Consider the following 13,645-nt stretch of genomic DNA (forward strand, 5'->3'; position numbering starts at 1 on the left):
CCGCCGCGGGAAAAACGAATCTGTCATTATTCGTTAAAAAGTAATGCGAATTATTATTGTTTGTATTTGTGCAATCAAGCGAAAAGGTGACCTGTTCAGCGCGAGGGGGTGGAGAAGTGTTTCCCGCGAGCCGCAGAATGGGCCTGCGCGGGAGGGTCGTGACCAGGGAGACCGCTTCACCCCTACCGATTTTGGTAGGGGGAAGCGGAACAGCGTCAGGAGCCGGTCTTTTGCGGTGCCGCAGGGGCGGGGTCGTTAGCGGCGGGTTTGTCCTGTAGTGAAGGCGTTGTCGCCGGACGGGTGGCGGGCAGCGCATCGCAGGGTTTCTCCTGCGGGCAGATCAGGTCCAGCATCTTAAGGGTGACGCCGTTGGTCCAGCCAAAACCGTCCTGCAGTGGATATTCCCCGCCGCCGCCGCCGGTGCCGGTCGAACTCACATCATACTTCTCCACCAGCTTTTGTTTGCTGTCATAGGTATGCTGCACGTTGGTCAGGAAACGCCAGCTGACCTCCATGGCGATCTTCTGCTGGCCATAGTTTTGCAGCCCCTCGACGGCCACCCACTGCAGCGGCGCCCAGCCGTTGGGGGCGTCCCACTGCTGGCCGCTGTTGACGGTGGTGGTGGTCAGCCCGCCGGGTTTGAGCAGCCGCGACTCGGCGGCTGCCGCCACTTTCGTCGCCCGCTCGCGTGACGCGGCATTGACGTACAGCGGGAACAGCGCCGCGGCGGTCAGCTGATTGCGCACCTTGTGGCTTTTCAGATCGTAATCGGCGTACCACCCCTCTTTTTCATTCCACAGGTATTTCTCGATAGCCTGCTGGCGGGTGTTGGCCAGCGCATCGTACCGCGTAGCGCCGGCGCTGTCCCCCGCAGCTTTACTGGCGCGGGAGAGGGTTTTCTCCAGATGGAACATCAGGGCATTGAGATCGACCGGGACAATCGAGGTGGTGCGAATGGTGGCAAGCTGCTGCGGATTGTCCATCCAGCGGGAGCTGAAATCCCAGCCGGAAGCGGCGGCGGAGCGCAGGTCGCGATAGATCTCGGTGGCCGGACGATTCGGGTTGCTTTTGGCGGTTTTGACGTCGTCAAGCCAGGACTCGGGGCGCGGGGTGTCGTTATCGTCCCAGTAGCGGTTGAGCAGCGCGCCATCGGCCATCCGCACCGCCCGTTTGTCGGCGCTGCCGGGAGCCAGCGCGTCCGCCCCTGCCATCCAGTAGCGATACTCTTTCTCCAGCTGCGGCTGGTAGGTTTTCAGCACCTGGTCGCCATCGTGCGTCGCCAGCAGGCTTACCATAAAGGAGAAGAAGGGGGGCTGCGAACGGCTGAGGTAATAGGTGCGGTTACCGTTGGGGATATGGCCCCAGGTGTCAATTTCCGCGGCGAAGTTGGCGACCATATCTTCGACTTTATCCCAGTGACCGCTTTCGGCAAGACCCAGCATGGTGAAATAGCTGTCCCAGTAATAGACTTCGCGAAAGCGTCCTCCGGGGACCACGTAGGGCTTAGGCAGCGGCAGCAGCGAGTCCCACTTTTCCACCTCGACTGTGCTGCGGGTCAGGACCGGCCACAGGCCGTCGATATGCTGACGCAGGGTTTGCCCTTTGGGCGGCACATAGGTGTCGTTCTCTTTCGGCAGCGTGAAGTTCAGCTCGACGAAGTGGCGCAGGTCGAAGCTGGCCTGGTTTTTTTGCATCCGGTAATCGGCAAGGATCATCAGCGGATCGCTGTTAGGGATCGCGTCGGCGAAGGTTTTTTGATCGGCAAAGAGCTTTGCGCTCTGGACATCATTGAACAACGGGCCCAGCAGAATATCCGGCGAGGGTGGCGGCGCGGTTTTGCCGTCTTCCGCCTGGACATTCAGGCTCATCAGGGCGAGCAGGGCGCCGCCGATCGCCAGGCGCAGGGAACAGGGCAAAGCAGCGGGACGATGTGCATCAGTACTCGTCATGGGGAGTTCTCCTTATCATTATCGACTGCGGGCCACGACGTTTGGCCATCCAAAAACCTTAGACGAATATCTGCCGCTGCGCGTGTCAGGGGTAACATTTTGCGCGAAAACAGAGGATTTACCTGCCTGGTTTTCTGCTACAACCGCCGGCAAAGCGATTAGGCTTACCGGCAAGCCAACGCGCCCGGGCCACTGGCCACGGCGCGCTGGAGGCGAATACCAGCGGATCGAGAAGGGTTGTGAGGCCCGGCCTGCGGCACACTGGCTGACGGCGCTGGCGTCCACCATGGCGCAAAAATCGTCGCCCTGCCTCACGACGGTGCAACCGCAGGCGGGCGCAGGCGGCCATTGTGGCGATTTTTTGCACAATCAGACGGCGGGTCAGAACCGATTTGCACAACGCCGCGGCGGCGGATGACCTGGCATAATTAATGCTTATCTCTTACCGGGATTACCACAAAGTGAGTACAACCGGAGGAGACGGCCATGATAAAAATAACGCTTCCTGACGGGCATTATTATGACGAGATGCTGACCGCCCAGGGTGAACAGCGGCCGCACTATAATGCCTGGTGGCAATGGTTTCGCAACACCGATCAATTCTCTATCCGGCAGAAAAAAGCGCAAGCGGAACTGCTCTTTCACCGTATCGGCATCACTTTTAACGTTTACGGCGAGGATGAAGGGACCGAGCGGCTGATCCCGTTTGACAGCGTGCCGCGGATCATCCCCGCCGGGGAGTGGCAGCGCATTGACCGCGGTATACGCCAGCGGGTGAAAGCGCTAAACGCTTTTCTCTATGACATCTATCATGAGCAGAATATCCTGCGTGCGGGGCTGATCCCGGCCGAACAGGTGCTGGCCAACGAGCAGTATCAGCCGTGCATGCAGGGCATCAACCTGCCAAACAACACCTATGCCCATATCACCGGCGTCGATATGGTGCGCAATAACGACGGACAGTACTACGTGCTGGAGGATAATCTGCGCACGCCGTCCGGCGTCTCCTACATGCTCGAAAACCGTAAGATGATGATGCGCCTCTATCCGGAGATGTTCGAGCAGCATCACATTGCGCCGGTGGAGCGCTACCCGAGCTACCTCCTGCAGACCCTGCGAGAAAGTTCGCTGGTGGATGATCCCTGCGTCGTGGTGATGACGCCGGGTCGCTTCAACAGCGCCTACTTCGAGCACAGCTTCCTGGCGCAGCAGATGGGGGTTGAGCTGGTGGAGAGCGCCGACCTGTTTATTAAAAACGGCGCGGTGTATATGCGCACCACCGAGGGGCCGCTGCGGGTGGATGTGATTTATCGCCGCATCGATGACGCCTGGCTCGACCCGCTGGCCTTCCGCGCCGATTCGATGCTCGGCGTACCGGGGCTGCTGTCCGTTTATCGCGCCGGCGGCGTGGTGCTGGCCAACGCCATCGGCACCGGGGTGGCCGACGACAAATCGATCTACCCGTACGTCCCGGAGATGATCCGCTTTTACCTCGGCGAACAGCCGATCCTCAGCAATATCCCCACCTGGCAGTGCCGGAAAGCGGAGGACCTGCGCTACGTGCTGAGCAATCTGGAGCTGATGGTGGTCAAGGAGGTCCATGGCGCCGGGGGCTACGGCATGCTGGTCGGCCCGCGTTCCACCAAAGAGGAGCGGGAGGCCTTCCGCCAGCGCCTGCTGGCCAATCCGGCCAACTATATCGCCCAGGACACCCTCGCGCTGTCGACCTGCCCGACCTTCGTTGATGAAGGGCTGTCGCCGCGGCATATCGATTTACGCCCCTACGTACTGTCCGGGCAGGAGATGCGGCTGGTGCCTGGCGGCCTGACCCGCGTGGCGCTGACCGAAGGGTCGCTGGTGGTCAACTCGTCGCAGGGCGGCGGAACCAAGGATACCTGGGTGATGGAGGATGACGCATCATGCTAAGTCGTACGGCGAGTGAACTGTTCTGGATGGCCCGCTATCTTGAGCGGGCGGAGAGCTACGCCCGGGTGCTGGACGTGACCTGGAAATTATCAATGATCCCACGCCACAGTCAGCAGTCGCGGGATCTGGCGCTGCCGCTGAATTTGTCGATGACCCACGAGCTGTTTCAGGCGCGCCACGCCCGCTTTACCATGAGCAATCTGCTCAACTTTTTTGCCCTCGATGGCAACAACCCCTGCAGTATTTACAGCTGCGTGGAGATGGCGTGGAACAACGCGCACGCGGTGCGCGGCAGTCTGTCGGCCGAAGTGTGGGAGAGCATCAATGCCACCCGCATCGAGCTGCGAACCCTCCGCCAGCAGGGGCTGGGCGAGCTGGGGAGCGACGGCTTTTTCGAGTGGGTGAAAGAGCGGGTGCATCTGTTTCGCGGGGCGGTGATTGGCACGCTGCTGCGCAACGACGCCCTGAGCTTTATCGGTATCGGCACGCTGATCGAGCGTGCGTTCGCCACCACCCAGCTGCTGCTGATTAAGGATCAACAGCTGACCAACGATCCGGACCCGGTGCGCGAATACTACCGGCTGGATACCCTGCTCAATGCGGTCAGCGCCCGCGAAGCATACAACAGCCTCTACCGCCAGCCGGTCAGTCGCGAAACGGTGATGGAGCTGCTGATCCTGCGTAACGATATTCCACGTTCGCTGCGCGCCAGCATTGCCGACCTGGTGGGCGAACTGGAGAAGATCGCCAACGATCGCTCCTATCAGCCGCTGCGCCTCGCCCATCAGCTCAACGTTGACCTGCGCTTCAGCACCCGTGACGACCTGGCGCAGGCGGACCTGCAGACCACGCTTAACGGACTGCTGGCGAGAATTAACGCCCTGTCCGACAGCATCAGACAAACCTATCTGGAGGCCTTATGAAACTGGTCATCGATCATCTCACCCGCTACGGCTACGATGAAGAGGTGAAGTTTTCCACCCAGTATCTGCGCCTGACGCCGCGCAGCACTGGACGGCAGACCATCACCGCCTGGACGCTGACCCTGCCGGACGGCGCGGCGGTGACCACCACCGACGGCTGGGGCAATGTGCTGCATGTGCTGACGCTGGATAACCCGCACAAAGAGATCACCATCCGCGCCAGCGGGATTGTCGATATCGCCGACGAGGGGGAAGAGACGCGTGATGAAGAGGCCGAGCTGCTGTCGCCGCTGGTTTTTCTGCGCTCTACGCCGCTGACCCGCGCCGATACGGCGATCCGTGAGTTTGCCCAGCGCCTCTATCGTCCCGATGCGGCGGAAGAGAGTTTGAATCAACTGATGGCGGATCTGCTGTTAAGAATGCCATACTCCCCCGGCGCGACCCAGGTGCAGGACTCCGCTGCCGACGCCTTCGCCCGGGCGAAGGGAGTGTGCCAGGATCATACCCATGTTTTTCTCGCCTGCTGCCGGGCGCTGGATATCCCGGCGCGCTACGTCAGCGGCTATGTCTACAGCGATAACGCCCAGCATGTGGCGATGCATGCCTGGGCGGAAGTGTGGCTCGACGGCCGCTGGCTGTCGTTTGATATCACCAATAATACCCGTCGTCTGAATCAGCATCTGCGGCTGGCGACCGGGCTGGATTATCTCGACGCCTGCCCGGTACGGGGCACCCGGTTGGGCGGCGGCGGGGAGATTATGTTAACCAACGCTGAAGTGCGCGAACACAGCCAGCAGGCGCAGCAGCAATAATACGGGAATAACCGCAATGACCTACTGTGTGGCCATGTGCCTGGCGGATGGACTGGTGTTTGCTTCCGACTCCCGCACCAACGCGGGCGTCGACCATATTGCCACTTTTAAAAAGCTGCACGTTTTCCATCAGGAAGGGGAACGGGTGCTGGTGCTGCAATCCGCCGGCAACCTGGCCACCACCCAGAGCGTGATAAGCCTGCTCAGCGCGCGGATCCGTACCCAGCAGGAGCCGAACCTGATGCAGGTGACTTCCCTCTACGACGCCGCCATGCTGATCGGGAAAACGCTGCTGGAGGTGATCCAGCGCGACAGCAGCAACCAGCAAAACTGCAGTAACACCAACTTCAACTGCAACCTGCTGCTTGGCGGCCAGATCGCCGGCGAAACCCATCGTCTGTTCCATATTTATCCGGAGGGCAACTTTATTGAAGCCACCCGCGACACGCCTTATTTCCAGATTGGCGAAAGCAAGTACGGCAAGCCGATCATCGATCGGGTGCTGACCATCGATACGCCGCTGGAGCAGGCGATGTGCTGCGCGTTGATCTCCATTGACTCGACGCTGCGCAGTAATCTGTCCGTCGGTCTGCCGCTGGATACGCTGCTCTACCGCAGCGGCAGCCTGAGCAGCGCCGGGCAGCATCGCATCACCGACAGCGATCCCTACTTCAACCGCATCCGCAAGGCGTGGTCGGAAGGGCTGTTGCACACCTTCCGGACTCTGCCGGCCTGGACCCCAGCGGAGCGGGAAGAGGAGTAGTCTCTGCGCCGCTCCGCCGGCCACGCCGGCGCGAAGGCGGATAAGGCGCCAGCCCCCAGCGGGCAAGAAAGGGGGTACGTTGCCTGCGGTGGATTGCCGGGCGGCGCTGCGCTAACACCGGCCTGCAGTGACCGGGGATCGACGTTCATCCCGTAGGCCCGGCAAGCTTAGCGCCGCCGGGCGATGGGCCATCTTAACCGGATGGTGGTTGCAGCGAACGTCTCCCCTTAACTCATACCACGGCTGTCAGAATCCCACGCTATTTGCACGCCATCGACCCGTTGCGCCATCGACGGCATTCTCTGATTCATGCGGAACGCAAACGCGCTTTTTGGCAAAGCTAAGTAAATTAAATACTTTGTTATTTAACGTGTTATCTCACATCTTCGGAGGAAATGAGGCAACACGGCAAGGTATGGGAAGTGAAGGAAAAGAAGACGGCTGTCTATGTGGATGACCAACAGCGCATCCTGATCCGCCAGCTGGCGCGCAGCTGGCTGTGGCGCAGCGAGCTGCCGACCTGGCTGCTGATTGTGACGGTTTACGGCGGCTGGTTTGCCTGCGTGACGAGCTGGCGGACGCTGGGACTGTTTCCGGCCACGCTGCTGCTAATCTGGTTTACCACCTGGTATATGTCCTTACAGCATGAGCTGATCCATGGGCATCCCACCCGGCTGGCATGGTTCAACCAGCTGCTGGGGACGCTGCCGCTGGCGGTCTGGTATCCCTATGGCGTCTACCGCGACAGCCATCTGGCGCACCACCGCAACCATCTGCTGACGCACCCCGAGGACGACCCCGAGTCGTACTATGTGACGGCGGAAAGCTGGCAGCGCTTCTCTGCCTGGCAGCGCCGCCTTATCCACCTGCGCAATACCTTCTGGGGGCGTCTGCTGCTGGCGCCGCTGATGGATATCGTTCACACCCTGCGTAGCGCGCTGCGGGCTTTCCGCGCGGGCGACCGCCGCGCCATCGCCATGTGGAGCCTGCATCTGTTTCTGTTGACGGGTCTGCTGGCCTGGATGGCGGCGCAGGGTTTTTCCCCGCTGTGGTTTGTGCTGGCGGTGAGCTACCCGGCGCTGGCCCTGACCAAAGTGCGCTCTTTTCTCGAACACCGGGCCGCGGATGACCCGCTGGCCCGCTCGGTGATCAACGAGGCCGGGCTCCCCTGGCGGGTGCTGTTCCTCAATCTCAACTACCATGCGGTACATCATGACCTGCCAGGGGTCCCCTGGTACGCTTTACGTCGGCTGTATCTGCATCGCCAGACGGCTTATCTGCAGCGTAATCAAGGGTTCCTGGTGCGCGGGTACGGTGAGTGGCGACGCCATTTTAGCCGCCGGGCGGTGGCGGTGAACGCCCATCCAGGCTTTGGCGAACAGGCGCAGGCGGGAGGAGAACATGGCTGAACGTATGACCTTTCCCATGTATGCCATCCACCGACAACAGACCCAGGCCCTGTGGCTGGCGGTGCAGTCGCTGCTGGCTGAACGCGGCGTGAGGGTGGCGGGGGACCCTCCGGCGGCCGATCCCGAGGATCTGCTGGCCCACTGGCGCCAGCCGAGGCTGGTGCTGAGCCAGACCTGTGGCTATCCGCTGGTGACCCAACTGCCGGAGGTGCAGACGGTGGGCTGCTTCCACTACGCCGCGCCCGGTTGCGAGGGGCGCCGCTACCGCAGCCTGCTGGTGGTCCGCGAAGCGGATAGTCACCGGATGCTGGCGGACTTTTTTGGCCGCCGCGCGGTGTGCAATGCCGAGCACTCGCAGTCTGGCTACAACGTGCTGCGCAAAATGGTCGCGCCGCTCTCCCGGCAGGGGCGATTTTTTTCGGCGGTGGTGTTCAGCGGCAGCCATCGGCAGTCGCTGCGCGAGCTGCAGCAGGAAAACGCCGATATCGCCGCCATCGACTGCGTGACCTACGCTCTGCTGCAGCGCCATCAGCCGGAGGCCCTGGCAGGCCTGGCGGCGATCGGCTGGAGCCCGGCCGCGCCAGGGCTGCCGCTGATCACCGCCGGCGCCACCCCGGCGGCGACGCTGAACAGCCTGCGCGAGGCGCTCCAGCAGCTGGTGAGCGATGCGCGCTATCGTCCCCTGTGCGACGCCTTGCTGATCTGCGGCTATAGCGATATGTCGCGGGAGGCCTATGCTCCGCTGCTGGCGTGGCGGGATGAGGCCGCGGCGCTGGGGGTCAGTCAGCTGTAGGTAAAATGCCCCGGCCAGCGATCTGCCCCGGGGCGGGCCATGGCAAGCTACGGCGTCGGCGGTAACGCGGGACGGGGCGGGGCGGTGAAGCGGTTTTCCACCGCCGGCAGACCGAGCTTTTCACGCAGGGTGCCGGGCGGATAGCGGTCGCGCATGACGCCGTTACGCTGCAGAAGCGGCACCACCTGGTCAATAAAGCGGTCAAAGTCTCCCGGCAGCAGCGGGAACATCAGGTTGAACCCATCGGCGGCGCCTGCCTGCCAGGTCTCCGTTAAGGTGGCGGCAATCTCCTCGGCGCTGCCCAGCAGCAGCCAGCTATCAGAACTCTGTAATAACAACTTCCCCAACTCCAGCAGAGTGAGCTGCGGATCGTACTGGCGGATAAGCTTCAGTGCGGTACGGATGCCGTCAAAGCTCTCTTCATTGGGGAGCGGCGGCAGAGGTTGGTCCCGCGGCAGGGCGCTGAGATCCATTCGAAGATAAGAGGAGAGCAGATCGATAGCCATCTGGTCGCTCATGAGCTGCTCGTTAAGCTGCTGGCGGGCCGCCTTCTCCTCGCCGGCGTTCACCACCACCGGCAGGACCCCGGCGATGATTTTGAAATGGGCTGGATCGCGCCCGTGCTGGCGCAGCCGCTGGTTCATCTCTTCGCGATAGGCCAGCCCTTCGGCGACCGAATGAATAAACACGAAGTGCATATCAGACCAGGCGGCGGCCAGCGCTTTTCCCGCCTCCGAAGAGCCGGCCTGCACCAGCAGCGGATGGCCCTGCGGCGGGCGAGGTACGTTGAGCGGGCCGCGGACACGGAAGTACTCGCCCTGATAGTCGAGGTGATGCACCTTGTCGGCATCGGCGAAGACTCCGCGCGCTTTATCAAAGATTGCCGCGCCATCTTCCCAGGAATCCCACAGGCGAGTGACCACGTCGATGAATTCATTGGCCCGCTGGTAGCGGGTGCCGTGGCGGGGAAGCTGCTCCAGACCGAAGTTTGCCGCTTCTTCTTCCAGCCACGACGTCACCACATTCCAGCTTGCCCGGCCATTGCTGAGGAAATCCAGCGAGGCAAAGTAACGGGCGAGATTATAGGGTTCGTTATAGGAGGTCGACGCGGTGGCCATCAGGCCGATATGCTCCGTTACCGCGGCGAGGGCGGAGAGCAGCGTCAGGGGTTCAAGCCGGGCGTTGGCATAGTGGCTCAGGCCGCTGGGCACCGTATCCCACACCGCGATATGGTCGGCGACAAAGATAGCGTCCAGGGTCGCCGCTTCGGCCTTACGCGCCAGGCTGGCGTAATAGTCGAGGGTAAATATGTCCGCTTCAGGCGCGTCAGGGTGGCGCCAGGAGAAACGGTAATCCCCCTGTGGGTTATAAAAGAAGAGGTTCAGGATCATGTGTCGGTTAGACATAGCGTAGACTCGCGGCTGAACGCCATCCGTGGCGGGGTGACGGTCAGTGTTGGGATAGGTTGGCATTAACCCACTGTTCGGCGACGGCCGCCGGATCTTTATGCTGGAGATCTACCTGCTGGTTGAGGGCAATCAGCGTGGCATTGTCCAGCTTGCCGGAAACCTCATTGAGCACGGCGCCTATCTCCGGCGTCAGACTGGCTTTGCGCACCAGCGGCACCACGTTCTGACTCGGTTGTTCATGTTTATCATCCTCGAGGACCACCCATTTCTCCTTCGCCAGATTGCCCTGGGTGGAGACGACCGTCGCGACGTCGATTTTGCCCGAATTGAGCGCCAGCCGGGTGAGCGGCCCACCCATGTCCAGCGATTTCACCGCTTTGAACTCAAGACCATAGACGCGCTTCAGCCCCGGCAGGCCCAGGGAACGTACCGCCAGCTCCGGCGGTCCGCCGATCACCAGCTGCGGGGCGACGGGCTTCAGGTCGGAGAGGGTGCGCAGATGGTATTTATCCGCGGTCTCGGCACGTACCGCCCAGGCGGTGATCGAGGTGGCCGGGGCCGGGTTCAGCAGGGTGAAATCGGCGGGCAGGGCCTGGGCCAGCTCTGCGCTGACGTCCTGCTGGCTGGTGGCCTCGGTTTTGCCGTTATAGAAATTGAGCAGGGCGCCAAGATATTCCGGAACGATATCGATCTCACCGCTCTGCAGCGCCGGAATAATAATTTCCCGGTTGCCGAGGTTGAGACGGGTGTTGGCCTCAATATGATTTTTCTTTAGCGCGCTGGCGTAGATGTTGGCGAGAATGGAGCTTTCGGTAAAGTTGGCCCCGCCCACGGTGACGCCGGCGGCAAAGGTGTTAACGCTCAGACTGAAGAGCCCGGCGGCCAGCAGCGAGAGACGAAATCGACGGGCGGTGACGGCCTTGCCAAATAATTGCTTCATAATACCTCTTGTATTTTCAGGTTAATCAGCGCCAGGCGCTGAGGGTAATGTCAGGTACACGCTAATAAGGCGCGGCAATTCGGCGGTGGGTCAGGCGTCCGGCGCAGCGGGCGAAAAGCAGTTCGCCGCCTATCGCCAGCAGGGAAACCACCAGCGAGCCGCCGATCACCTGCGGGATATCCCGTTGCCCGAGGCCATCGATCAGAAAACGTCCCAGCCCGCCCAGGCCGGCATAGGCTGCGACCACCGCCGTGGCGATAAGCTGAACCAGCGCGGTGCGCACTCCGGCGAGGATCAGCGGCGCCGCCAGCGGGATCCGCACCTGCCACAGGCTTTGCCAGGGGGTCATACCCAGCGCGATGGCCGCATCGCACAGCGGGCGGTCGGCGTGATAAATCCCCACCCAGGTGTTAGTGAGAATGGGCGGAATAGAAAGCGCGATCAGCGCCGCCAGCACCGGGATATCGTTAAAGCCGAAAACGATGATGCATAATAAAATCAGCCCTAACGAAGGGATGGCGCGGCCAAGATTAAACAGGTTGATCACCACGAAGGCGCCTTTGCGCCAGTAACCCAGGGCGATGCCGAGCGGCAGGGCAATGGCGCAGGCAACGGCCATGCTGACCAGCACGTAATATAGGTGTTGGCCCAGGCGCAGCAGGATGCCATCGTCGCCCAGCCAGTGCTCCGGCTGGGTTAACCAGTGAAAGGTGGCGAGAAGCAGCGTCATCATTTCGTCCACGGCGTTAGCCAGTCGCCGAGACGGGCAATCAGCCCGTCAAAGACCAGCGAAAGTACAAGACTGAGGACCAGGCTGACGACAATTGGCGTCAGAAAGTCCTGATTAAAGCCCGCCATCAGCAGCTGCCCGAGCCCGCCCTGACCGATCAGCGCGGTGACAGTGACCAGGCCGACCAGCGTCACCGAGGCAATGCGCAGCCCGGCAAACAGAGAGGGCAGCAGCAGCCACAGCTCGATATCGAAGAAGCGGAAACCGCGGGTGTAGCCGAGCGCCCGCGCCGACTCCAGCGCCGCCTGCGGCAGCTTCTCCATGCCGGCCAGCACGTTGCGCAGCAGGATCAACAGCGAGTACAGCGTCAGGCCAATCAGCGAGGTGGTCAGCGACAGCCCGGTAAACGGCAGCAATAAAATAAACAGCGCCAGTGAGGGAATGGTAAACAGCACGCCGCAGAGGGTGATGAGCGGCTGCGCCGTCGCGGGCCAGCGCAGGGTAATGGCTAACAGGCCGCCGGTGAGCAGGGAGCCGAAAAACAGCGCCAGCAGGACCATCCGCGCATGCTGCCAGAGAAGATCGCCGATCATCGCGCGGTTATCGATAACCCAGCCCCAGTCAATCATGAGGTCTCACCCCCACCGCGCCCTCGAGCACCTGCTGCAGCAGGGCGTGGGACACCGCCCCCTGGTATTGTCCTTCGCTATCCACATGCACCAGCACGCCGGTCGCCACGTCGAGCAGCGCGCTGTAGGCGAAACGCAGGCTGTGGCTGCTGGCGAGCGGGCGCTCCACCGGCAGGGTGAGACCGTGTTGCGGATCGAACCAGTGCAGCGGACGTCGCTGGTGGTCAAGCACCAGGCGCAGCGGGCTGGCCAGCGGTGGATGGGCGCTGGCGATCGGCGTCAGCGCTTCGTCGAGCAGGGGGACATCGTGACGCGGCAGCTGGCCGACCTGAATCATACCCAGCCGTTTCAGATTGGGCTCCGGGCCGATAAAGCGGCGCACGAACTCGCTCGCCGGGTGGGCCAGAATATGGTCGGGGGTATCAAACTGCGCCAGCACGCCGCCTTCCTGGAAAATGGCGATTTTATCGCCGAGGCGGATCGCTTCATTGATGTCGTGGGTCACTAATACAATGGTTTTCTGCAGCCGCTGCTGCAACAGCAACAGCTCGTCCTGGAGGCGTTCACGGACCACCGGGTCGATGGCGGCGAAGGGCTCATCCATCAGTAAAATCGGCGGATCGGCGGCGATGGCGCGGGCGATGGCCACGCGTCCCTGCTGGCCGCCGGAGAGCTGATGCGGATAGCGGTGCAGCAGATGGCTGTCGAGCGACATCAGCGCTACCAGTTCGTCAATGCGCGCGCTGATGCGCGCTTTGCTCCATCCCGCCAGCCGCGGCACGGTGGCGATATTTTGCGCCACGGTACGATGGGGAAAGAGCGCGGCGCTTTGCATCACGAAGCCGATCTGGCGGCGGACCTGGATAATATCAGCGTCAGCGAGGCGGACGCCCTGAATATAGACGTCGCCGCTGTCGGGAATATCCAGCTGGTTGATCATCCGCAGGATGGTGGTTTTTCCGCAGCCGCTCGGGCCGACGAAAGTGCAGAATTCGCCATGATCAATATCCAGACTGAGGTCGCGAATGGCCGGCTGGGCGCTGCCTGAATAGGTTTTGAAAAGATGCGCTAATTTTATCATGGCGGAATTCAACACTCTGAATAATAAAGTTCTGACCCGGAAAAAGTGGCGCCGGGATCCTGGCTCAAACTACAGAGCGCCTGCGGGGAGGGCAAATACGTTATTTGCATTTGCATAGTGAAAAGCTGGTTAATCAGTTGCGGTGGAAGAGAGGCCGGGAGGTTGTTTTATGGATTTGTGATCGGCAACACAAATGACTGCCTGCCAGGCGCCGCAAAAGATAAATTGCCAGGGTTGATTTTAATCAAAGTATGACCGCCTGCGATATGGCGGAAAAAGTC

12 protein-coding genes are annotated in these 13,645 nt (G+C 61.6%); 6 read left to right on the forward strand and 6 right to left on the reverse strand.

Annotated elements, in window-relative coordinates:
* Positions 1–215: 215 nt before the first annotated feature.
* Positions 216–1,949 carry an alpha,alpha-trehalase gene (locus tag MKR05_RS06785; protein WP_131096021.1) on the reverse strand — a complete coding sequence of 578 codons (1,734 nt, stop codon included), beginning with the start codon at positions 1,947–1,949 and terminating at the stop codon, positions 216–218.
* Between the two features lie 486 nt (positions 1,950–2,435).
* Between MKR05_RS06785 and MKR05_RS06790 the strand changes: the two genes are divergently transcribed.
* The 6 genes from MKR05_RS06790 (at position 2,436) to MKR05_RS06815 (ending at position 8,575) form a co-directional block, all read left to right on the forward strand.
* The gene (locus MKR05_RS06790; protein WP_131096020.1) at positions 2,436–3,875 is read left to right on the forward strand and encodes a circularly permuted type 2 ATP-grasp protein; all 1,440 of its coding nucleotides are present in this window, start codon (positions 2,436–2,438) and stop codon (positions 3,873–3,875) included.
* Positions 3,869–4,798: an alpha-E domain-containing protein gene (locus MKR05_RS06795; protein ID WP_002910835.1), complete on the forward strand. Its 930-nt coding sequence runs from the start codon at positions 3,869–3,871 to the stop codon at positions 4,796–4,798. Before MKR05_RS06790 ends, MKR05_RS06795 begins: the two co-directional genes overlap by 7 nt.
* Positions 4,795–5,610 carry a transglutaminase family protein gene (locus MKR05_RS06800; protein WP_032453344.1) on the forward strand — a complete coding sequence of 272 codons (816 nt, stop codon included), beginning with the start codon at positions 4,795–4,797 and terminating at the stop codon, positions 5,608–5,610. Before MKR05_RS06795 ends, MKR05_RS06800 begins: the two co-directional genes overlap by 4 nt.
* Before the next feature lie 16 nt (positions 5,611–5,626).
* Complete coding sequence (locus MKR05_RS06805) at positions 5,627–6,373, forward strand: proteasome-type protease (RefSeq protein ID WP_023290198.1); 747 nt, start codon at positions 5,627–5,629, stop codon at positions 6,371–6,373.
* 422 nt (positions 6,374–6,795) lie between these two features.
* Positions 6,796–7,782, forward strand: a complete 987-nt coding sequence (locus tag MKR05_RS06810; RefSeq protein ID WP_074186084.1) for a fatty acid desaturase — start codon at positions 6,796–6,798, stop codon at positions 7,780–7,782.
* Positions 7,775–8,575 (forward strand): phosphate/phosphite/phosphonate ABC transporter substrate-binding protein, encoded by an 801-nt coding sequence (locus tag MKR05_RS06815; protein ID WP_064154409.1) that lies wholly within the window; start codon positions 7,775–7,777, stop codon positions 8,573–8,575. The genes MKR05_RS06810 and MKR05_RS06815 overlap by 8 nt, the downstream gene beginning before the upstream one ends.
* Positions 8,576–8,622: 47 nt before the next feature.
* Here the strand turns inward: MKR05_RS06815 and MKR05_RS06820 are convergent, their stop codons facing one another.
* From MKR05_RS06820 to MKR05_RS06840, 5 genes are all read right to left on the reverse strand, one after another.
* Positions 8,623–10,047, reverse strand: a complete 1,425-nt coding sequence (locus tag MKR05_RS06820) for an LLM class flavin-dependent oxidoreductase (protein WP_309297080.1) — start codon at positions 10,045–10,047, stop codon at positions 8,623–8,625.
* Positions 10,025–10,924 (reverse strand): ABC transporter substrate-binding protein, encoded by a 900-nt coding sequence (locus MKR05_RS06825; protein ID WP_130952777.1) that lies wholly within the window; start codon positions 10,922–10,924, stop codon positions 10,025–10,027. Before MKR05_RS06825 ends, MKR05_RS06820 begins: the two co-directional genes overlap by 23 nt.
* A gap of 61 nt (positions 10,925–10,985) precedes the next feature.
* Positions 10,986–11,654 carry an ABC transporter permease gene (locus MKR05_RS06830; RefSeq protein WP_087824125.1) on the reverse strand — a complete coding sequence of 223 codons (669 nt, stop codon included), beginning with the start codon at positions 11,652–11,654 and terminating at the stop codon, positions 10,986–10,988.
* Complete coding sequence (locus MKR05_RS06835) at positions 11,654–12,283, reverse strand: ABC transporter permease (RefSeq protein ID WP_023290192.1); 630 nt, start codon at positions 12,281–12,283, stop codon at positions 11,654–11,656. The genes MKR05_RS06830 and MKR05_RS06835 overlap by 1 nt, the downstream gene beginning before the upstream one ends.
* Positions 12,276–13,364 carry an ABC transporter ATP-binding protein gene (locus MKR05_RS06840; RefSeq protein WP_130952776.1) on the reverse strand — a complete coding sequence of 363 codons (1,089 nt, stop codon included), beginning with the start codon at positions 13,362–13,364 and terminating at the stop codon, positions 12,276–12,278. Before MKR05_RS06840 ends, MKR05_RS06835 begins: the two co-directional genes overlap by 8 nt.
* Positions 13,365–13,645: the final 281 nt, after the last annotated feature.

This window comes from Klebsiella sp. K5-204 (assembly GCF_030128585.1).
GTDB lineage: Bacteria > Pseudomonadota > Gammaproteobacteria > Enterobacterales > Enterobacteriaceae > Klebsiella > Klebsiella quasipneumoniae.